Origin of the sequence: Streptomyces sp. NPDC007872 (genome assembly GCF_042868165.1) — a bacterium.
In the GTDB taxonomy this organism is placed as follows: Bacteria; Actinomycetota; Actinomycetes; order Streptomycetales; family Streptomycetaceae; genus Streptomyces.
The window spans coordinates 428,513-448,604 of sequence record NZ_JBIAEA010000007.1 but is presented as its reverse complement, the minus strand read 5'-3'; the positions used below and the strand labels follow the sequence as shown (position 1 = coordinate 448,604).

At 73.6% G+C, this 20,092-nt stretch carries 18 protein-coding genes and 2 riboswitches; of the genes, 12 read left to right on the top strand and 6 right to left on the bottom strand.

The window, feature by feature from the left end; translation table 11 throughout:
* Nucleotides 1–235 precede the first annotated feature (235 nt).
* Nucleotides 236–916 carry a ScbR family autoregulator-binding transcription factor gene (locus ACFYNX_RS25975; RefSeq protein ID WP_388664523.1) on the bottom strand — a complete coding sequence of 227 codons (681 nt, stop codon included), beginning with the start codon at nucleotides 914–916 and terminating at the stop codon, nucleotides 236–238.
* Between the two features lie 130 nt (nucleotides 917–1,046).
* On the opposite strand from ACFYNX_RS25975, the gene ACFYNX_RS25970 reads away from it, so the two are divergent.
* From ACFYNX_RS25970 to ACFYNX_RS25940, 7 genes are all read left to right on the top strand, one after another.
* Nucleotides 1,047–1,994: a ScbA/BarX family gamma-butyrolactone biosynthesis protein gene (locus tag ACFYNX_RS25970; RefSeq protein WP_388664521.1), complete on the top strand. Its 948-nt coding sequence runs from the start codon at nucleotides 1,047–1,049 to the stop codon at nucleotides 1,992–1,994.
* Between the two features lie 13 nt (nucleotides 1,995–2,007).
* The gene (locus ACFYNX_RS25965) at nucleotides 2,008–2,964 is read left to right on the top strand and encodes an NAD-dependent epimerase/dehydratase family protein (protein WP_388664519.1); all 957 of its coding nucleotides are present in this window, start codon (nucleotides 2,008–2,010) and stop codon (nucleotides 2,962–2,964) included.
* Nucleotides 2,965–3,063: 99 nt separating this feature from the next.
* Nucleotides 3,064–3,657 (top strand): TetR family transcriptional regulator, encoded by a 594-nt coding sequence (locus ACFYNX_RS25960; RefSeq protein WP_365549818.1) that lies wholly within the window; start codon nucleotides 3,064–3,066, stop codon nucleotides 3,655–3,657.
* 283 nt (nucleotides 3,658–3,940) lie between these two features.
* Complete coding sequence (locus ACFYNX_RS25955; RefSeq protein ID WP_365549815.1) at nucleotides 3,941–4,147, top strand: cold shock domain-containing protein; 207 nt, start codon at nucleotides 3,941–3,943, stop codon at nucleotides 4,145–4,147.
* A 96-nt stretch (nucleotides 4,148–4,243) separates the two neighbouring features.
* A riboswitch (cobalamin riboswitch) is annotated at nucleotides 4,244–4,369 on the top strand.
* 84 nt (nucleotides 4,370–4,453) lie between these two features.
* Complete coding sequence (locus ACFYNX_RS25950; protein ID WP_388664516.1) at nucleotides 4,454–5,515, top strand: ABC transporter substrate-binding protein; 1,062 nt, start codon at nucleotides 4,454–4,456, stop codon at nucleotides 5,513–5,515.
* The gene (locus ACFYNX_RS25945) at nucleotides 5,512–6,567 is read left to right on the top strand and encodes a FecCD family ABC transporter permease (protein ID WP_388664514.1); all 1,056 of its coding nucleotides are present in this window, start codon (nucleotides 5,512–5,514) and stop codon (nucleotides 6,565–6,567) included. Before ACFYNX_RS25950 ends, ACFYNX_RS25945 begins: the two co-directional genes overlap by 4 nt.
* 62 nt (nucleotides 6,568–6,629) lie before the next feature.
* Entirely contained in the window at nucleotides 6,630–7,514 is an 885-nt protein-coding gene (locus ACFYNX_RS25940) for an ABC transporter ATP-binding protein (protein WP_388664512.1), read from the top strand.
* On the opposite strand, the gene ACFYNX_RS25935 is transcribed toward ACFYNX_RS25940, so the two are convergent.
* Nucleotides 7,427–8,713, bottom strand: coding sequence for a radical SAM protein (locus ACFYNX_RS25935; RefSeq protein ID WP_365549843.1), 1,287 nt, complete (start codon nucleotides 8,711–8,713; stop codon nucleotides 7,427–7,429). The two genes, ACFYNX_RS25940 and ACFYNX_RS25935, sit on opposite strands and share 88 nt — an antisense overlap.
* A gap of 175 nt (nucleotides 8,714–8,888) precedes the next feature.
* Between ACFYNX_RS25935 and ACFYNX_RS25930 the strand changes: the two genes are divergently transcribed.
* Together ACFYNX_RS25930 and ACFYNX_RS25925 are read left to right on the top strand one after the other, a co-directional pair.
* The gene (locus ACFYNX_RS25930; protein WP_365549809.1) at nucleotides 8,889–9,182 is read left to right on the top strand and encodes a metalloregulator ArsR/SmtB family transcription factor; all 294 of its coding nucleotides are present in this window, start codon (nucleotides 8,889–8,891) and stop codon (nucleotides 9,180–9,182) included.
* On the top strand, nucleotides 9,179–9,565 hold the full coding sequence (locus ACFYNX_RS25925; RefSeq protein ID WP_383318988.1) for a VOC family protein: 387 nt from the start codon (nucleotides 9,179–9,181) through the stop codon (nucleotides 9,563–9,565). The genes ACFYNX_RS25930 and ACFYNX_RS25925 overlap by 4 nt, the downstream gene beginning before the upstream one ends.
* Nucleotides 9,566–9,619: 54 nt before the next feature.
* Here ACFYNX_RS25925 and metE read toward each other — a convergent pair whose 3' ends face one another.
* From metE to aceA, 4 genes are all read right to left on the bottom strand, one after another.
* Nucleotides 9,620–11,938 (bottom strand): 5-methyltetrahydropteroyltriglutamate--homocysteine S-methyltransferase, encoded by a 2,319-nt coding sequence (gene metE / locus ACFYNX_RS25920; protein ID WP_388664509.1) that lies wholly within the window; start codon nucleotides 11,936–11,938, stop codon nucleotides 9,620–9,622.
* Nucleotides 11,939–12,102: 164 nt separating this feature from the next.
* Nucleotides 12,103–12,322: riboswitch (cobalamin riboswitch) on the bottom strand.
* A gap of 306 nt (nucleotides 12,323–12,628) precedes the next feature.
* The gene (locus ACFYNX_RS25915; RefSeq protein ID WP_388664507.1) at nucleotides 12,629–13,555 is read right to left on the bottom strand and encodes a 3-hydroxybutyryl-CoA dehydrogenase; all 927 of its coding nucleotides are present in this window, start codon (nucleotides 13,553–13,555) and stop codon (nucleotides 12,629–12,631) included.
* Complete coding sequence (aceB, locus tag ACFYNX_RS25910; RefSeq protein ID WP_388664505.1) at nucleotides 13,552–15,159, bottom strand: malate synthase A; 1,608 nt, start codon at nucleotides 15,157–15,159, stop codon at nucleotides 13,552–13,554. The genes ACFYNX_RS25915 and aceB overlap by 4 nt, the downstream gene beginning before the upstream one ends.
* A 95-nt stretch (nucleotides 15,160–15,254) precedes the next feature.
* Complete coding sequence (gene aceA / locus ACFYNX_RS25905) at nucleotides 15,255–16,538, bottom strand: isocitrate lyase (protein ID WP_388664503.1); 1,284 nt, start codon at nucleotides 16,536–16,538, stop codon at nucleotides 15,255–15,257.
* Nucleotides 16,539–16,866: 328 nt separating this feature from the next.
* Here aceA and ACFYNX_RS25900 point away from each other — a divergent pair, with 328 nt between their 5' ends.
* The 3 genes from ACFYNX_RS25900 (at nucleotide 16,867) to ACFYNX_RS25890 (ending at nucleotide 20,082) form a co-directional block, all read left to right on the top strand.
* The gene (locus ACFYNX_RS25900) at nucleotides 16,867–18,282 is read left to right on the top strand and encodes a short-chain fatty acyl-CoA regulator family protein (protein ID WP_388664501.1); all 1,416 of its coding nucleotides are present in this window, start codon (nucleotides 16,867–16,869) and stop codon (nucleotides 18,280–18,282) included.
* Nucleotides 18,283–18,371: 89 nt separating this feature from the next.
* The gene (locus tag ACFYNX_RS25895) at nucleotides 18,372–19,154 is read left to right on the top strand and encodes a TSUP family transporter (RefSeq protein WP_388664560.1); all 783 of its coding nucleotides are present in this window, start codon (nucleotides 18,372–18,374) and stop codon (nucleotides 19,152–19,154) included.
* A gap of 88 nt (nucleotides 19,155–19,242) precedes the next feature.
* Nucleotides 19,243–20,082, top strand: coding sequence for an alpha/beta fold hydrolase (locus ACFYNX_RS25890; protein ID WP_388664499.1), 840 nt, complete (start codon nucleotides 19,243–19,245; stop codon nucleotides 20,080–20,082).
* The last annotated feature ends 10 nt before the right edge of the window (nucleotides 20,083–20,092 follow it).

The window sequence follows — 20,092 nt, the reverse complement described above, 5'->3', positions numbered from 1 at the left end:
ACCGCCGCCGCGAACGGCGCGATCTTCGCCTCCGCCAGCGCACGCACCGACTCCCGGAGCATGTCGTGCTCCTCGGAAGGCCGATACAGGTCGAAGTCCTTGCCCATGATGTGGAGCTCCCCTAGACGCTTGTGGCACTGAGTACCCTCAGCAAAGCACACTCAGTGCCACAAACGCCAGAGCGCCCCGACGCGTCATGCGTCGGGGCGCTCGGAGAACCGCGCGGTCGATCGTGTCAGCGGGAGGACGCCGTGAGGTTCTCGCCGTCCTCGGCGAACCGCTTCTCGTCGTACTCGACGGCGAGCCTCCGTGCGTGCTCCTCGGTCATTTCCAGGCGGATCAGCACGGCCGGGGTGCATATGGTCGGCAGCACGTACCGGAGCAGCACCAGAACCCGATGAGTGAGGTCATTGCGGTCGCACAGGATCTGGGACATCGCCTGAATTCCGGAGAAGGACCCCGCGAAGAGTTCGGCCGTGTCCGTCACGTTCACGTGGAGGAGGAGTTCCCCCCGCACCTTCGCGACGGTGAGGATCTCCGCCACCTGGTCGATCCACGCCCGGAAGGGAGCGGCCCGGTCGACCCCGGTGGCGCCGCTGTCCAGGGCCAGTGCGACGCTCGCCCGCACCAGCGGATCGCGCTGCAGCCGGTGGGTGAGCAGGAAGGCCTGGTCGACCAGCTCCTGGAGCTTGACGGGCTGCGGGGTGAGCGGTTCGTCGAGCATCTGGGCGTCCAGCACGCCGAGGGCGAGGTCCTCCTTGGAGGCGAAGTGGAAATACAGCGCCCCCTTGGTCACCCCGGCGCGCACCAGGATCTCCCCGATGGTCGTCCGCTCGTAGCCGCGCTCGGCGAAGACCGCGGCAGCCGACTCCAGGATGAGCCGCCGGGTCCGGATTGCACGCGCTTGCTGCGCCAAGGCGCCTCCCGCTGTCTCGCTGTCTGTGCTCACTCTGTGACGTGAAGCATTGAAAAGAAAACCGCGTTCTACGTACCCTACGCCGGACGGATTTGCCGTTCGGGGTGTGCAGGGACTGCGAGGGGAAGCCATGGAACAGCACCACCGCGGGGGAACGACACCCGTCCCGGGGGAGTTCGTCCATCGGGCCGACCCCGCCGACATCATTCCCACGGCCTGGACACAGGTGCGGGAGAACCGTTACTCCGTCTCCGCTCGCTGGCCTGCTTCGCATCCCTTCTTCTCCCCGGTGGCAGGTGACCGGCACGACCCCGTGTTGGTGGCCGAGACGATACGTCAGGCCACCATGCTCGTCCTTCACGCCGAACTCGGGGTACCCGTGGAGGATCAGTTCGTCATGTGGGAGCTGAACTACACCGCCGATCCCGCCGAACTCGCCCTCGACGGACCCTCGTCGGAGATCGTCGCCGAGATCTCCTTCCCCGAGCTGGAGCTGCGCGCGGGCAGGGTGCGCGGCCTGCGCACCAGCGTCGTCATGACCCGCGACGGCCGGCGGGTCGCCACCGGCGACAGCACGGCGCGCTGCACCCCGGGCCCGGCGTACCGCCGGATGCGGGGCGAGCGGATGGCGGCCCTCGGCCGCCCGGTCCCCCTGATACCCGGGGTGGACCCGCGCCTGGTCGGCCGCGAGGACCCCAAGGACGTCGTCCTGGGCCCCGGCGACCGCCCCGACCGGTGGCAACTGCGGATCAACACCGCCCACCCCACGCTCTTCCGCCGCCCGAACGACCACGTCCCCGGGATGCTCCTCCTCGAAGCGGCCCGGCAGGCGGCGATGCTGGCGACCGGCGACACCGCCTACCTCCCCGCCGCCATGGAGCTCTCCTTCTCCCGTTACGTGGAACTCGACAGCCCCTGCTGGATCGAGGCCGAGGTCCTGACCGCCGCCGGTCCGGCGACCGCCGTCCGGATCACCGGCCACCAGGACGGCACGCCCGTCTTCCTCTGCACGCTCACCTCCCCGTCCCGGGAGCCGGCGGTGGCCGGACTCGGCCCCGCCGCCCGGTCGGCGGGCTGACCCGGAACGCACGATGGGCCTCCGCATCCTGATCACCGGCGCGTCCGGATTCATCGGCGGCCGGGTGACGGCCGCCGCCATGACGACGGCGGAGGCCGGGCACGTACGCCTGCTCGCCCGCCGCCCGCTCGACGTCCCGGCCACCGGGCCGCAGGGGACTCCGGCGGTCGAGACCGTCCGGGGCGACCTCCGGGACCCCGACTCCCTGCGCCGGGCCTGCGAGGGCGTCGACGTGCTGATCCACTGCGCCTCCGCGATCGGCGGCGACGAGGAGACGGCCCGCGCCGTCAACGACGAGGGCACCCGGGCCCTGGTCGACGCCGCCGTACGCGCCGGGGTGGGCCGGATCGTCGCCCTGGGCACGGCCTCGGTCCACGGCCGCGGCCCCTTCCGCGGCGCCGCCCCCGGCACCCTGCCGATCGCCCCCGCCTCGGCGACCAGCCGCACCCGCGCGGCGGGCGAGCGGCACGTCACGGAGGCGGGCGGGACCGTCCTGCGCCCCCACCTCGTATACGGGGCCGGGGACCGGCAGATGGTGCCGGGCCTCGTCAAGCTCCTCGGCGCCCTGCCCGGTCCGCTCGACGGCGGGGCCTCGCGCCACTCCCTGATCGACGCGGACAGCCTGGCGGGCGTCCTGCTCGGCGCGGCGCTCTCGCCCCGGACCCAGGCCGGCCCGTACCACGTCGACCACCCCGAACCGGTGCCGGTCGCGGACCTCCTCGCGGCGGGCGAGGAGCTGCTCGCCCACCGGGCCGGACCGCGCCGGGGCCCGGCGGTGGACATCGCCGAGGCGCGCGCCCTCCTCGCGGCCCACCCCTTCGCCCTCCACCACCTCGACATGCTCGCCACCGACCACTGGTTCGCCGACGACCGCACCTGGCGGGACCTTGGCCGCGACCCGGGTCCGGCCTTCACCGAGGGGTTCGCCCGTCACGCGGAGTGGTACCGGAGCTTCCTCGGCCCCTCCTGAACGGAACCTCCCGTCCCTCCCGAACAGAAGCCGTCCGCGCCCGAGACCCCCTCGCACGCCCCTCCTCCGGGCGGTTCCCGGTGGATAAGGTGGGCCACGATGACACGTTTCCGCGAGAGCGTCCGCTCCCTGCTGCGCGAGCAGGTGCTCGACGCCGCCTACCGCCTCGTCGCCGCCGAGGGCTGGAGCGGGCTGCGCATGACCTCCGTCGCGCGGGCCGCGGGCATCAGCCGCCAGACCCTCTACAACGAGTTCGGCTCGAAGGAGGCCATCGGCAACGCCCTGGTCCAGCGCGAGCTGGAGGGCTTCCTGATCGGCATCGAGCGCGAACTCGACGCCCACCGGGGCGCGTTGGAGGAGGCCGCGACGGCCGGCGTCGGCTACACGCTCCAGCAGACCGTGGACAACCCCCTCATCAAGAGCGTCCTGGTCGCGGCCCGGGGCGGCGAGGACGACCTCCTCGCCTACCTCACCACCCGCACGGAGCCGGTCTTCGGCACGGCGATGGCGATGCTCCACGCGTACGCGGTCGAGGCCTGGCCCGACGTGGACGAGGAGTCGCGCGGCCTCGCCGTCGAGACGGTCGTGCGGCTCACCGTCAGCCACATCGTCCAGCCGGTGGCCTCCCCGGCGGAGACGGCGACGCGCATCGCCAGGATCACGGCGAGGATCGCGTACCCGGGCGGCGCCTGAGGCGCACCCCGCCCGGGCCCGGAGGCCGTACCCCGTTCCGGATCGGACGCCGTACCCCGTCCCGGCCCGGACGTGCGACGAGGCCCGGTGCCGAACACGGGGGATCTTCGGCACCGGACCTCTGTTGAAGATTCTACGAGATCCTCCGGGGTGCTCGCGCACGGCCGCCGGCCGACGGGCGAAGGGCGGGCGGACGGGGTACACCTCCCCTGAGACGCGGACCCGGCCGCACCCGGCCGGGACGACTCCCGCCCGCGTCGCCGACGCCGAGGAGGAGGCCGCCGTGGAAAGCAGGAGCAAGGGTTTCGTGCAGTCCTTCAACCGTCTCGGGGGATACGGGTTCGTCGTCCCCGTCGGCTCCGAGGACCAGGTCTGGTTCAGCGCGGAGGACATCGAGGACGAGAGCCGGACCGTCTCGGAGGGGCAGCAGGTCTCCTTCGTCCTGGTCCTCGGGGACGGCCGCTTCGAGGCCAAGGAGCTGCGCGTCTGACGCCCCCCGCGCCCCGGGGCACGCCCCCGGGCCGGTGGTACTGTGCCGGGGCCAGTCGCACCTTTGTACGCACCCGAACGGGTGCGTGCACGGGTCAGGGAATCCGGTGCGAGACCGGAACTGACGCGCAGCGGTGAGGGCGACGGGCGGAGCATCGGCCACTGGGCGGCGACGACGGCCCGGGAAGGCGCCCCGTCCGGCTGACCCCGAGTCCGAAGACCTGCTGGCGGCCCCGGCGGCACGCCCGCCCGGGGAGCACCGTACGACAGGCTCCGCGTATGAGCCGTGGCCGCAGAAGGAAGTCCCGTGCCGCTCGCACACCCCGTCCGCTCCGCCGTGCTGTTCCTCACCGGCGCCCTGCTCCTGACCGCGACCGGCTGCGGCACGGGCACGACCCCCGCCCCCGGCCGGCCCGCGGACGGCGCCGGGGAGGCGAAGACCGGATACCCCGTCACCCTCGACGACAACTGCGGACGGCCCGTCCGCGTCGAGCGCGCGCCGGAGCGGGCCGTCGCCCTCGACCAGGGCGCGGCGGAGATCATGCTCTCCCTCGGCCTCGCCGACCGCATGGTGGGCACCGGCACCTGGACGGACCCCGTGCTCAAGGGCCTGGAGGAGGAGAACGCCGGGGTCCCGCGCCTCGCCGACCGCTACCCCTCCTTCGAGAAGGTCCTCGACACCGAACCCGACTTCGCCGCCGCCTCCTTCACGTACACCCTAGGCAAGGGCGGGGTGGCGCCCCGCGAACGGTTCGAGCAGCTCGGCGTCCCCACCTACCTCTCGCCCACCGACTGCGTCGGCAAGGACAACAGCGGCGACGGCGACGGCGTCCGCGTCCGGCCGCTCACCATGGAGACGGTCTACGGCGAGATCCGCGACCTGGCCCGGATCTTCGGGGTCCGGGAGCGCGGCGAGAAGCTCGTCGGGGAGCTCAAGGGCCGCGTGGCGAAGGCGACTTCGGGCGGCGGCTTCGAGAACGCCACGGTCCTCTACTGGTTCGCCAACTCCGAGGCGCCCTACATGGCGGGCTGCTGCGGCGCCCCCGGCATCGTCTCCCGCGAACTGGGCGCGAAGAACGTCTTCGACGACACCAAGGAGGAGTGGCCCCAGATCAACTGGGAGACCGTCGCCGACCGCGACCCCGACGTCCTCGTCATCGGCGACCTCACCCGCCGCTCGCAGTCGGCCGAGAGCGCCGCCAAGAAGATCGAGTTCCTGGAGTCCGACCCCGTCACCCGCAGCATGACGGCCGTGAAGAACAAGCGGTACGTCCTCCTCAGCGGCCAGGCGCTCAACCCCACGATCCGCACGGTCGAGGCCGTCGAGAAGGTGGCGGCCGCCCTCCGCTCCCACGGTCTCGCCAAGTGACCCCCGTCCCTCCGGCGACCGCCCCGGTACGGAAGGGAGCGACGGCCCTGCTGGGGACGGCGGCCGGGCTCGCGCTCCTGGCCGCCTCGGTGGCCGCGGCCATCACCATCGGCCCGGCCCGCATCGGCGTGGCCGACGTGTGGTCGACGGTCGCCGCCCACCTCGGCGGGGGTGCCCCGGCGCTCTCCCCGATCCGGGACGGGATCGTGTGGGACCTGCGGCTTCCCCGCACGCTCCTCGCCGCCGTCTGCGGCGCCGGCCTCGCCCTGTGCGGCGCGGTGATGCAGTCGCTGCTGCGCAACCCGCTGGCCGACCCCTTCGTCCTCGGGGTCTCCTCCGGTGCCTCGACCGGCGCGGTCGCGGTCGTCGTCCTCGGGATCGGCGGGGGAGCCCTCTCCGTCACCGGCGGCGCCTTCCTCGGGGCGGTCTGCTCCTTCGCGCTCGTGCTGCTGCTCAGCCACACCCTCGGCGGCTCGACGGACCGCGTGGTCCTCTCCGGGGTCGCCGCCATGCAGCTCTTCTCCGCCCTCACCTCCTTCGTCGTGATGACGGCCGCCGACGCGGAGACCACCCGGGGCGTCCTCTTCTGGCTGCTCGGCTCGCTCGCCGGGGCCGGCTGGACCGACGTGTGGGTGTGCCTGGGGGTCCTCGCGGCGGCCCTGGTGATCTGCGTCGGCCACGCGCGGACCCTGGACGCGTTCGCCTTCGGGGAGGAGGCCGCCGCCTCGCTCGGCGTCGCCGTCGTCCGGACCCGGCTCGTCCTCCTGTGCGTCACCGCGCTCCTGACGGCCGCCCTGGTCTCCGCCGCCGGGGCCGTCGGCTTCGTCGGGCTCGTCCTGCCGCACGCCGCCCGCGCCCTCGCGGGCCCCGGACACGCCCGGCTCCTGCCGGTCACCGCCCTGGCCGGAGCGGTCTTCCTGGTCTGGGCCGACACCCTCGCCCGTACCGTCCTCGACCCCCAGGAGGTCCCGGTGGGCGTGGTCACCTCGCTGGTCGGCGTACCGGCCTTCGTCCTCGTCCTCTACCGCACGCGAAGCGCACGAAGCACGTGAGGCGCACGAAGCACGTGAGGCACACGAAGCACGTGAGGCACACGAAGCACGAGGAGCACGCGATGATCCCGACGCCCCCCGGGACGGAAGGCCTGCGCGCCGACCGGGTCTCGCGCACCGCCGGCGGCACCCTCGTCCTCGACGGCGTCGGCATCGCCCCGGTCCCCGGCACCGTCACCGGCCTCCTCGGCCCCAACGGCTCCGGCAAGTCCACGCTCCTGCGCCTGCTCGCCGGCGTCCTCGCCCCCGACTCCGGGGTCGTCACCCTCGACGGCGAGCCGCTGTCCGGACTCGGCCGCAGGACCGTCGCCCGGCGCCTCGCCACGGTCGAGCAGCAGTCCGACACCCAGACCGACCTGACCGTCGTCGACGTCGTGCGCCTCGGCCGCGTCCCGCACCGCAGGGCCTGGACCCCGCCCTCGGCGGCGGACGAGGCCGCCGTCCGCTCCGCCCTCGCCCGCACCGGGCTCGCCGACCGCGCCCGCCAGCCCTGGCGGACCCTCTCCGGCGGCGAGCGCCAGCGCGTCCAGATCGCCCGCGCCCTCGCCCAGGAGCCGCGCGAGCTCCTCCTCGACGAACCCACCAACCACCTGGACGTCCAGCACCAGCTCGACCTCCTGGAGCTCGTCGCCGGACTGCGCCTCACCGCCGTCGTCGCTCTGCACGACCTGAACCTCGCGGCGATGTACTGCGAGCGGCTCGTGGTCCTCTCCGGCGGCCGCGTGGTGGCCGGCGGCACGCCGGACGAGGTGCTCACCGAGGAGCTGATCGCGGACGTCTACCGGGTCAGGAGCGTCGTGACCCGGCCGGACCCCGGCGGCCGCCCCCACGTCCGCTTCCTGGGGACCGCCGGGCCCCCTCACTCCCCTTCGCCGGGCTCCGGCGTCAGCGCGTCCATGAAGGAGCTGACCGAGAACACCGCGCGGCCGGGACCGGCCGGACCGTAGCCGGGCGGGGCGGTGAGGTCGTTCTCCCGGAGCGTCTCCGTGTACGCCTCCAGGAGCCGCAGGTGGTATTCGAGCGGGGCGCCGTCCGGGTTCTCGCGGCCCAGCGGCGTCGTCGGCTCCGGGCACCAGGTGGTGAACCGGGGCGTGATCCCGCGCGACATGAAGAACCGCAGGCCCTCCCGGGTGGAGGCGATGGCCTCGTCCACGGTCAGGAAGCCCGAGGGGCGCGCCATCTCGACCCCGGCGACGAAGTTCGGGATGACGTTGCGCGGCCCGAAGACCTCCGCCGAGTCCAGGATCCGGCGGTGCCACTCGTCCCGGCCGATGTAGCGCTCCTTGCCGGGGCAGTACAGCTCGAACAGGCGCCGGTCCCACACCTCGTAGTTCGGGTGGTAGATCCGGATGCCGTAGTCGTGGAAGCGCCGCACGTCCTCCTTGGGCAGGGCCTGCGCGACGACCTTGCCGATCCAGCGGCCGGGGAAGCGCTCCTCGATGGCCTGCGCGTACTGCCCGTAGAAGTCGGCCTCGTCCTTCCCGCCGACCTTCGAGGTGACGGCCCCGCCCGTCAGGGTGTAGGCGGTCGACGCGCGGGCCGTGTCGTGCCGGTCGATGATCTCCAGGGCCTCCAGGACCTCGTCCACCGGCTTCACCCCGGTGTACGGGCGGCCCGCCGCCTTGTGCTGGCGCCAGTTGTGGTTGATGTCGCAGTACTGGCACTCCTCCTTGGCACCGAAGTACTGGCACACCCGGAAGACCGTCAGGTAGATCAGGTAGCCCCACTGGATCGTCGGCGCCACCTCCATCACGGACTTGCCGTTCGACAGCGGGTGCCGGTAGTACTCCGGCATCGGCGGCAGACCGACGTCCGCGATCCGCGCCCCGTCCAGGAAGAGGGCGAGCGCCCCGTCCTCGCCCGGCGCGACCCGGTACGGCGAGGACGGGTTGACCCGCACCGACACCACCGTGCGCCGCAGCCCGTACGGGCCGCCGGTCAGCACGATCTCCTCCGGCGGGCGGTTCAGCGCCGCCTCCCCGAGCTCCGGCAGCGTCCGGTGGTCGAAGGAGAAGATGAAGTACGACTTCGGCTTCACCTCGCCCCCTTCGTTGCCGGACAGGGCGGCGGGGTCGAAGGCGACCCCGCCGCGCAGCAGGTCCTCCTTGAGCACGGCCTCCCGGGGAATCCCCGGGAAGCGCTCCATGAGGGACTCCACGACGGACGTGCGGGTGGGTGCGACGCTGGACACAGGCGGGTCTCCGGAGGTGAGGGGGCTCTTGGAGCCGACGTGTACCCCACGCTACGCGCGCGTAGCGGTGACGGGGCGGCCGGGGCCGCTCGACTTGATAGGCAAGTGAATGCTTGCCTATGCTGGCGGGGTGACGGACGACGTTTTCAAGGCGCTGGCCGACCCGACCCGCAGGCTCATCCTCGACGGGCTCGTCGAACGGAGCGGCCAGTCCCTGTTCGAGATATGCGCCCGACTGGCCTCCCGGCACGGCCTCGGCATGTCCCGGCAGGCTGTCAGTCAGCACCTCGCCGTCCTCGAAGCCGCGGGCCTCGTCGTCACGCGGCGCGAGGGGCGCTACAAGTTCCACGACCTGAACACCGAACCGCTGGAGCGCATCGCGACGCGATGGCTCGTGCCGGAGAAGCCGGAGAACACGCCATGAGGATCCACCTGTCCAGCGTCTTCGTCGACGACCAGGACAAGGCCCTGCGCTTCTACACCGACGTGCTGGGCTTCGTGAAGAAGGAGGAGGTCCCGATCGGGGAGCACCGCTGGCTGACCGTGGTCTCGCCGGAGGACCCCGACGGCACCGAACTGCTCCTGGAGCCCGACGCCCACCCGGCCGTCAAACCGTACAAGGACGCCCTGGCCGGGGACGGCATCCCGGCCGCCTCCTTCGCCGTGGAGGACGTGCGCGCCGAGTTCGCCCGGCTGAGCGGGCTCGGGGTCCGCTTCACCCAGGAGCCCGTGGACATGGGCCCGGTCGTCACCGCCGTCCTCGACGACACCTGCGGCAACCTGATCCAGATCGCCCAGCGCGTCTGAGGCCCGGACCGCCGGGTCCGGGGCGCGCGGCCCCGGACCCGGCGGCGGACGCCGTCACGAGCCGGACAGCTCCTCCCGCACGGTGCGGGCGGCGGCGACCAGGTTCTCCAGGGAGGCCCGGGTCTCCGGCCAGGCGCGGGTCTTCAGACCGCAGTCCGGGTTGACCCACAGCCGCTCGGCGGGGATGGCCTCCAGGCCGGTGCGCAGCAGGGCGGCCGCCTCCCCGGCGCTCGGCACCCGGGGCGAGTGGATGTCCCAGACGCCGGGGCCGGCCTCGCGCGGATAGCCGTGGGCGGCGAGCTCCCGGGCCACCTGCATGTGGGAGCGGGCCGCCTCCAGGCTGATGACGTCGGCGTCGAGGTCGTCGATCGCCTGGACGACGTCCCCGAACTCGGCGTAGCACATGTGGGTGTGGATCTGGGTGTCCGGCCGCACCCCGCCGGTGGCCAGGCGGAACGCCTCCGTCGCCCAGTCGAGGTACGCCGGGCGGTCGGCGGCCCGCAGCGGCAGCGTCTCGCGCAGCGCCGGTTCGTCCACCTGGATGACGGAGGTGCCGGCCGCCTCCAGGTCGTTCACCTCGTCGCGCAGGGCGAGGGCGACCTGCCGGGCGGTCTCGCCCAGCGGCTGGTCGTCGCGGACGAACGACCAGGCGAGCATGGTGACGGGGCCCGTCAGCATCCCCTTGACGGGCTTGGACGTGAGGGACTGGGCGTACGAGGTCCAGCGCACCGTCATCGGCTCGGGCCGCGAGATGTCACCGGCCAGGATCGGCGGGCGGACGTATCGGGTGCCGTACGACTGGACCCAGCCGTGCCGGGTGGCGAGGTAGCCGTCGAGCTGCTCGGCGAAGTACTGCACCATGTCGTTGCGCTCGGGCTCGCCGTGCACCAGGACGTCGACACCGGTCTTCTCCTGGTACGCGACCACCTCCCGGATCTCGTTCCTGATCCGCTCCTCGTACCCGGCCGTGTCGGTCCGGCCGGCCCGCAGGTCGGCGCGGGCCGCGCGCAGCTCGTCGGTCTGCGGGAAGGAGCCGATGGTGGTGGTCGGGAGCAGCGGGAGGCCCAGGTGGGCGCGCTGGGCGGCGGCCCGCTCGGCGTACGGCTGCGAGCGGCGGGCGTCGGCCCCGGTGACGGCCCCGGCGCGGGCCCGCACGGCCGGGTTCCGGGTGATGGGGGAGCCGGCGCGGGAGGCGAGGGCGGCGCGGTTGGCGGCCAGTTCGCCGGCGATCGCGTCGGTTCCCCGCGACAGGCCCCTGGCCAGCGTCGTGATCTCGGCGGTCTTCTGCTTCGCGAAGGAGAGCCAGCGCAGGATCTGCGGGTCGACGTCCTTCTCGGCCGCCGCGTCGAGCGGCACGTGGAGCAGGGAGCAGGAGGCGGAGACGTCGACCCGGTCGGCCAGGCCGAGGAGGGTGCCGAGGGTGGCCAGCGACTTCTCCAGGTCGTTGACCCAGATGTTGCGCCCGTCCACCACACCGGCGACGAGCCGCTTCCCGGGCAGTCCGCCGACGGCGGCGAGCCCCTCCAGGTGGGCGGCGGCCGGGCCGGTGAAGTCGAGCGCGAGGCCCTCGACGGGCGCCTCGGCCAGGACGGGCAGGGCGTCGCCGAGCCGGTCGAAGTACGAGGCGACGAGGAGCCGGGGCCGGTCGGTGAGCGCGCCGAGGTCGCGGTAGGCGCGCGCGGCGGCGTTCAGCTCGGCCGGGGTCCGGTCCTGGACGAGCGCGGGCTCGTCGAGCTGCACCCACTCGGCGCCGGCCGCGCGCAGGTCGGCGAGGACCTCCGCGTACACCGGCAGGAGCCGGTCGAGCAGGGTCAGCGGGTCGAAGCCGGCGGCCGCGCCGGGCGCGGGCTTGGCGAGCAGCAGGTAGGTGACGGGTCCGACGAGGACCGGACGGGCCGTCAGCTCCAGGGCGAGGGCCTCCCTCAGCTCCGCGACCTGCTTCGAGGAGTCGGCCGAGAAGACCGTGTCCGGGCCCAGCTCCGGCACCAGGTAGTGGTAGTTGGTGTCGAACCACTTCGTCATCTCCAGCGGAGCGACGTCCTGGGTGCCGCGCGCCATGGCGAAGTAGCCGTCCAGCGCGTCGGCGGCGACGGCCTCGCGGTGCCGGGCCGGGATCGCGCCCACCATGACGGTGGTGTCCAGGACGTGGTCGTAGTACGAGAAGTCGCCGGTCGGCACCTCGTGGACGCCGGCGTCGGCGAGCTGCCGCCAGTGCGTGCGGCGCAGTTCGGCGGCGGTGGACCGGAGGGCGCCGGCGGTGACGCGGCCCTTCCAGTAGCCCTCGATCGCCTTCTTCAGCTCCCGGTCCCGGCCCTGACGGGGGTGGCCGTACACGGTGGCCCGTGCTGCCGCGGCTGCGGACTTCGTGGTCACGGAGATCTCCTTCGCGAGATGAATCCCTGAGGTCCCGGGGACGGGACGAGGACGCGAAGGGGCGACGGACCGGACGGTACGGGTGCGCGCGACGGGGCGCGGTCGTCCGTCGGTGTGTACGCCGACCCGCCCTCGAGGTCACCGGGATGTCCGCGCGCGGAATCGTCCGCGTGCGGGCAACGGGCAGGTCTTCGGACTCGCGGGCACGTCGCGCTGTACGCGACTCCTACTGGCCGTCGCTTCCCAGACCCTTCCCGGGCCCAGTGCGTATGACGGCGGTCGTTCCCACTCACCGCTGCGGGGCAGTCCCGGATTCCCACCGGGTTCCCTCTTACGACGCGTCCCGCCTGGCGGACGGGGCGAACCAGTTGCCCGGCCAGACTACGGGGTCCGCCCCGGGAGCGGGGGCGGGTATCTCGCCATTCGGACGAGGGGATGGGACGTGCGGGTGAACGACCGGCCGGGCGGGCGGGAGGCGCGGGGCGTGGGGGACGGACGTTCGGGGTGGACGGACGGGGCGGGCGCGTGCGGCGGGCGCACGGCAGCGGGGCGTGGGGCACGCGGGGCGGGCGCACGGCAGCGGGGCCGGGGACGGCACCACCCGTCCCCGGCCCCTCGCCGTACCGCCGCCGGGTCCTCTCCCGGGGCCCTTCGACCGGGCCCCTTCCCCGGCGGCGGGCGCCGGTCCCCTCAGACCGGCCGTCCGGGCGTCTCCGCCCGGTCGTACACGTGGAACCCCCGGCCGGTCTTCCGGCCGAGCAGCCCCGCCTCCACCATCCGCAGGAGCAGCGGCGGCGGGGCGTACAGCGGCTCCTTGAACTCCTCGTACAGCGAGTCCGCGATGGAGGCGACCGTGTCGAGCCCGATCAGGTCCGCCAGCCGCAGCGGCCCCATCGGGTGGGCGCAGCCCAGCTCCATGCCGCGGTCGACGTCCGCGGCGGTGGCGAAGCCCGACTCCGTCATCCGGATCGCGGACAACAGGTACGGGACGAGCAGGGCGTTGACGACGAACCCGGCCCGGTCGCGGGAGCCGATGGCGGTCTTGCCCAGGGTCACGGTGGCGAACTCCGTCACCGCGGCCGTCGTCGCCGCCGAGGTGTGGAGGGTCGTGACGATCTCCACGAGCGGCAGCACGGGCACGGGGTTGAAGAAGTGCAGCCCCACGACCCGGTCGGCGTGCTCGGTGGCCATGCCGAGCCGCATGACGGGCAGGGAGGAGGTGTTGGTGGCGAGGACCGCCGCCGGGTCGGTGACGATCTTGTCGAGCGCGGTGAACACCCGGGTCTTGACGGCGGCGTCCTCGACGACCGCCTCGACGACGAGCTGCCGGTCCGCGAGGTCGGACAGTTCGGCGGTGGCCGTGATCCGGTCGAGCGCCGCCTCGGCGGAGGGGCGGTCCAGCTTGCCGCGCCGGACGGCCCGTTCGAGGGAGACGGCGACGCGCTCGCGGGCGGCGCGCGCCGCCGGGCGGTCGGCCTCGCAGATCACGGTGGAGAGCCCGGCCCGCGCGCACACCTCCGCGATGCCCGCGCCCATCTGCCCGCCGCCCACGACCCCGACGCGCCGGATGCCGCCGCCCGGACCGGGACCCGTACCGGCCCCCGCGCCGCCGCTCACACCGTCACGTCCGCGGTCGCGACGGTCCGGACGAGGTGGCGGGAGTACGCCTCCGGGGTGAAGAAGAGGGGCAGTTCGGCGGCGAGCGCGGTGCTCTCGAAGAGCTCCCGCACCTCGTCGAGCGCCGCCCAGGGGAACTCGGCGCCGAGCGCGGCCAGTTCCCGGTCGAGCAGTTCCAGGACGGTGTCGCGCTCCAGGACCCGGCGCCGGAGCCACTGCCAGATCTGGACGCGGGCGATCTCGGCGGTCGCGGCGTCCTCCACCAGACCGTCCAGGGCGACGGCGCCCCGGCCCCGGATCCAGGCGTCGTAGTAGCGCAGCACCACGGCGATGTTGGCGCGGACCCCCTCCTCGGTCGGCGGGCCGCCGATCCGCCGCACCGCGAGCAGGTCCCCGGGCGTCACCCGCACGTCCTCGCGGGTCCGGTCGAGCTGGTGCGGGCGATCCCCGAGGACCCCGTCGAAGACCTCGCGGCAGACCGGCACCAGACCCGGGTGGGCCACCCACGAGCCGTCGAAGCCGTCCTCCGCCTCCCGCTCCTTGTCCAGGCGGACCGCGGCGAGCACGGCCTCGTGCGCCGCCGGGTCCCCGGCGGGGACCTGGGCGGCCATGGCGCCGATCGCGTGGGCGCCGCGCCGGTGGCAGGTCCGCACGAGCAGCTCGGTGTACGCCCGCATGAACGGCGCCGTCATCGTCACCTTCGCCCGGTCGGGCAGCAGGAAGTCGGAGCGGTGGCCGAACGTCTTGATCAGGCTGAACAGGTAGTCCCAGCGGCCCGCGTTGAGCCCGGAGCTGTGCTCCCGCAGCTCGTGCAGGATCTCCTCCATCTCGAACGCGGCCGTGATCGTCTCGACGAGGACGGTGGCGCGGACGGTGCCCCGGGGGACGTCCAGGAGCTCCTGGGCCAGGAGGAACACGTCGTTCCAGAGGCGCGCCTCGTACCGGTTCTCCAGCTTGGGGAGGTAGAAGTACGGGCCGTACCCGGCGTCGATCTGCCGCCGGGCGCAGTGGAAGAAGTACAGGCCGAAGTCGACGAGCGCGGCCGGCACCGGGCCGCCGTCGAATTCCAGGTGCTCCTCGTCGAGGTGCCAGCCGCGCGGCTGGACCACGATCGTGGGGAGCCGGCCCTCGCGGAGCCGGTACTCCCGGCCCTCGTCGGTGGTGAAGTCCAGGCGCCGTCCGATCGCGTCGAGCAGGACGATCTGCCCCCCGATCACGTTCTCCCAGGTGGGCGCGGTGGCGTCCTCGAAGTCCGCCATCCACACACGGGCACCGGAGTTGAGCGCGTCGACGGCCGCCCGCCGCTCCGGCGGGCCGGTGATCTCCACCCGGCGGTCGGCCAGTCCGGGCGCGGGCGGGGCGATCCGCCAGCCCGGGTCGGCGCGCACGGCGGAGGTCGTGAGCGGGAAGTCGAGCGGCGAGCCGGTGGCGAGCCGGATGGCCTGCCGGCGCCGCTCCTTCAGGAGCCACCGCCGGCGCTCGGTGAAGGCGGTGGCGAGACGGCCGACGAAGTCCAGGGCGTCGGCGGTGAGGATCTCGTCGTGGCGGTCGCCCGGGGCCGCGAGCACGCGGACCTGGCGGGTCGGGACGGCGCTGGTGGTCATCGGTGTCTCCTGAGGGGGAGCGGAGGAGCGGGGTGGTGCGGGGAGGGGTGCGGGGACGGGTGACGTGGACACCCGCCCCCGCGGCGCGGGAGGCCCTAGTGGAACTGCTCCTCCTCCGTGGACCCGGCGAGCGCGGTCGTGGAGGAGGTGGGGTTGACGGCGGTGGAGACCAGGTCGAAGTAGCCGGTGCCGACCTCGCGCTGGTGCTTGACGGCGGTGAAGCCGTGCTCCTGCGCGGCGAACTCGCGCTCCTGGAGGTCCACGTACGCGGTCATGCCGTGCTCCGCGTAGCCGCGGGCCAGGTCGAACATGCCGTGGTTGAGCGAGTGGAAGCCGGCCAGGGTGATGAACTGGAACTTGTAGCCCATGGCACCCAGTTCACGCTGGAACTTGGCGATCTGGTCGTCGTCCAGGGCCGCCTTCCAGTTGAAGGACGGCGAGCAGTTGTACGCCAGCATCCGGTCGGGGTGCTCGGCGTGGATCGCCTCGGCGAACTCGCGGGCCTGCGCCAGGTCCGGGGTGCCGGTCTCGACCCAGATGAGGTCGGCGTACGGGGCGTAGGCCAGGCCGCGGGCGATGACGGGGCCCATGCCGTTCTGGACGTGGTAGAAGCCCTCGGCGGTGCGCTCGCCGGTGACGAAGGGGGCGTCGCGCTCATCGATGTCGCTGGTGAGCAGGGTGGCGGCGAGGGCGTCGGTGCGGGCGATGATCAGGGTCGGGGTGCCGGCGATGTCGGCGGCGAGCCGGGCCGCGTTGAGGGTGCGGACGTGCTGCGAGGTGGGCACGAGCACCTTGCCGCCGAGGTGGCCGCACTTCTTCTCCGAGGCGAGCTGGTCCTCGTAGTGGATGCCCGCCGCACCGGCGGCGATCATCGCCTTGGTCAGCTCGAAGGCGTTCAGCGGACCGCCGAACCCGGCCTCGGCGTCGGCGACGATCGGCGCGAGCCAGTCGGTCGTGTCGGTGCCGCCCTCGGCGGTGGCGATCTGGTCGGCGCGCAGCAGCGCGTTGTTGATCCGGCGGACCACCTGCGGCACCGAGTTGACCGGGTAGAGGCTCTGGTCGGGGTAGGTGTGGCCGGCCTGGTTGGCGTCGGCGGCGACCTGCCAGCCGGACAGGTAGATCGCCTGGAGCCCGGCCCGGACCTGCTGCACGGCCTGGCCGCCGGTCAGCGCGCCGAGCGCGTGGACGTAGTCGAGCTCGTGCAACTGCCGCCACAGGCGCTCCGCGCCGCGCCGGGCGAGGGTGTGCTCCTCGCGGACGCTGCCCGAGAGGCGGACGACGTCCTCGGCGCCGTAGGTGCGCTCGATCCCCTTCCAGCGGGGGTCCGTGGCCCACCGCCGCGCCAGCTCTTCGGCCGCCTGGTTTCCTGCCTGCGCCATGATGGTCTCTCCCGGGGAGTGTCGAACTTTGCGAAGTCCCGCGAAGGCTCGCGAAGCTCCGTGCGAGGTGACGGGCGGCCCGCCGGGCCCCGGGCGGAGACGACCGGGTCCTACGACGTCAGGGCATGAGCCGCGCCCCGAACTCCGCCTCCTGGTGGGGCACGGCGGGCCGTGGTTCGACTTTCGCAGTGGCACTCCGTGCCATCAACCATGGCCGCGTGCCAACTTCTGCGAATCTTCCGACCCGGTTCTGCCAAGTTTGCGAAGCCCCGTGCGGACGCGGATTGACCTAGGGTGTGCCCCACGTACGACCCGAGGGAGAACGGCCGTGAGCAAGATCTACGCGGGGGCCCGGCTGCGACGCCTGCGCGAGGAGCGCCGGCTGAGCCAGGCGGACCTGGCCAGGGTGCTCAGGATCTCGCCCAGCTACCTGAACCAGATGGAGCACGACACCCGCCCCCTCACGGTCCCCGTCCTCCTGCGGGTCACCGAGTCGTTCGGCGTCGACCCCGACTTCTTCTCCGAGCGGGACACCGGCCGGCTCCTGGCCGACCTGCGCGAGACCTTCGCCGACGAGCTCGACCGCGCCGCCCTCTCCGCCGCCGACCTCGCCGAACTCGCCTCCCGCCTCCCGCACGTGGCCGCCGTCCTCCTCGACCTCGGCCGCGGCCGCCAGGCCCTCACCGAGCGCCTCGCCGCCCTGACCGGCGACCGCGACGACTCCCCCGCCCCGGACGCGGCGCGCGCCCGCACGCCGCACGAGGAGATCCGCGAGTTCTTCTACCGGCGCCGCAACTACCTCCACGACGCCGACCTCGCCGCCGAGGAACTCGCGGAGGAGATCGGCGTCCGCCCCGGCGAGGTGCGCCGGGCCCTCGCCGCCCGGCTCGACGAGCGCCACGGCGTCCGGATCGCCGCCGACGCCGAGGCCGACCGGCAGCTCCACCGCTACGACCCCGCCGCCCGCATCCTGCACCTCTCGCCCCGGCTGCGCCCCGGCCAGCAGGCCTTCCGCATGGCCACCCAGCTCGCCCTGCTCGAACAGGACGCCCTGCTCTCCGCGTACGCCTCCGAGGACTACGAGGAGGGCTCCCGCACCTGGTCCCTGGCCCGCATCGGCGTCGCCCACTACCTCGCGGCCGCGCTCGTCCTCCCGTACCGCGCCTTCCACACCGCCGCGGAGGAGACGCGCTACGACATCGAGCGGCTCACCGACCGCTTCGGACTCGGCTACGAGACCGTCTGCCACCGCCTCAGCACCCTCCAGCGCCCGCGCCTGCGCGGGGTCCCGTTCTCCTTCGTCCGGGTGGACCGGGCCGGGAACATGTCCAAGCGGCAGTCCGCCACCGGCTTCCACTTCTCCCGCGCCGGCGGCACCTGCCCCCTCTGGAACGTCTACGAGGCCTTCGCCGCCCCCGGCCGCATCCACGTCCAGGTGGCGGCCATGCCCGACGGACAGCGCTACCTGTGGACCGCCCGCACGGTGACCCGCCACCGCGGCGGCTGGGGCGACCCCGGCAAGACCTTCGCCATCGGCCTCGGCTGCGAACTGCGCCACGCCTCCCGGCTCGTCTACTCCGACGGCCTCGACCTCGACAACAGGGCCGCCGCCACCCCGATCGGCATGGGCTGCCGCGTCTGCGAACGCCTCGACTGCCCCCAGCGGGCGGTCCCCCCGCTGGGCCGCACCCTCGCCGTCGACGAACACACCAGCACGTTCGTGCCGTACGCGGTGGAGGGGTAGGGCCCGCCCGACCCCGATCCGCCGGACGGGACCCAGGTCCCGTCCGGACCGGATACTGTCCGGACGATCTCGGAACGGTGGGGGACACGGTGGACTGGACGACGCTCCTCGGCGGGGTGGCCGCCGGGCTGCTGATCTCCGTCGTGACCGCCCCGGCCGGGGTGTCGGGTGCGGTGTTCCTGCTCCCGGTCCAGCTCAGCGTCTTCGCCGTGCCGAACCCGTCCGTCACCCCGACGAACCTGCTGTTCAACGTGGTCGCGGGCCCCGGCGCCCTGTGGCGCCACAGCAGGACGGGCGCCCTGCGCGGACCGCTCGTCCGGCACCTGGTGGCGGGCACGCTCCCCGGGGTGGTGATCGGCGCCGTCGTGCGCGTCTTCGCCCTCCCGGGCCCCACCGTCTTCCGCGCCCTCATCGCCGCGCTCCTGCTGCCCCTGGGCGTGTGGCTGTGCGTCCGCACCCTGCGCCCCGCCCGGAAGCGGCCCGCCGCCGAGCCCTCGCCCCGCACCGTCACCGGACTCGCCCTGGCCGTCGGGGTGGTGGGCGGGATCTACGGCATCGGCGGCGGCTCCCTCCTCGGCCCGGTCCTGGCGGGCCGGGGCGTCCCCGTCGCCCGCGTGGCCCCGGCCGCCCTCGCCGCCACCTTCACCACCTCCGTCGTCGGGGCCGCCACCTTCGCCCTGCTCTCCCTCACCACCACCGAGGCCGCCGCCCCGGACTGGGCCCTGGGCCTCGCCTGCGGCCTGGGCGGCCTGATCGGCGGCTACCTCGGCGCCCGCCTCCAGCCCCACCTCCCCGAAACCGCCCTCCGCCTCCTCCTGGGCACCCTCGCGACGACCCTCGGCGGGCTGTACGCGGTCCAGGCACTGTTCTGATCGGGGGAAACGGAAGGCGGCGCGCGCATCGGACCGGAAGGCGCGGGTAACAGAGGTCACCTCTACCGCATTCCGGGAGGAACCGCGCATGGCCGAGATCACCGCCCACCACGGGCTGTTCCGCGACACCGCACTGCACGTGGACGACACCGGCGGGCCGGGCCGGCCGGTCGTCCTGATCCACGGCTGGCCGCTGTCGGGCGAGTCGTGGAAGTACCAGGTGCCGGCCCTCGCCGAAGCCGGGTACCGCGTGGTCACCTACGACCGCAGGGGGTTCGGCCGCAGCGACAAGCCCGTCCTGAACTACACGTACGACACGCTGGCCGACGACCTGAACGCCCTGCTGACCGAGCTGGACCTGCGCGACGTCACGCTGGTCGGCTTCTCGATGGGCGGCGGCGAGGTGGCGCGCTACGTCTCCTCGTACGGCACGGACCGGCTGCGCGGCGTCGTCCTCGCCTCCGCCGTGACGCCCTACATGCTCCAGACCTCCGGCAACCCCGACGGGCCCCTGACCAAGACGGAGGCCGCGAAGATGGGGGCCTCGCTCACCAAGGACCAGGACGCGTTCTACGACGGGTTCATGCGGGACTTCTTCTCGGCCGACGGCGAACTGAAGGTCACCGAGGAACAGCTCCGCGAGGCCCGCGCCCTGTGCGACCAGGCGGACAAGAAGGCCGCCCTGGCGTGCATGGGGCTCTTCGGCACCACCGACTTCCGCGACGACCTGGGGAAGTTCGGCACGCTGCCCACCCTGGTGCTGCACGGGGACGGCGACGCCACGGTCCCGTTCGAGGGCTCCGGCGCCCGGACCCGCGACGCGCTGCCCCACAGCCGCGTCCACCTGGTCCCGGGCGGCCCGCACGGCGTGAACGTCAGCCACGCGGCGGAGTGGAACCGGGTGCTCCTCGACTTCCTGGAGTCCTGAGCCCCCCGGA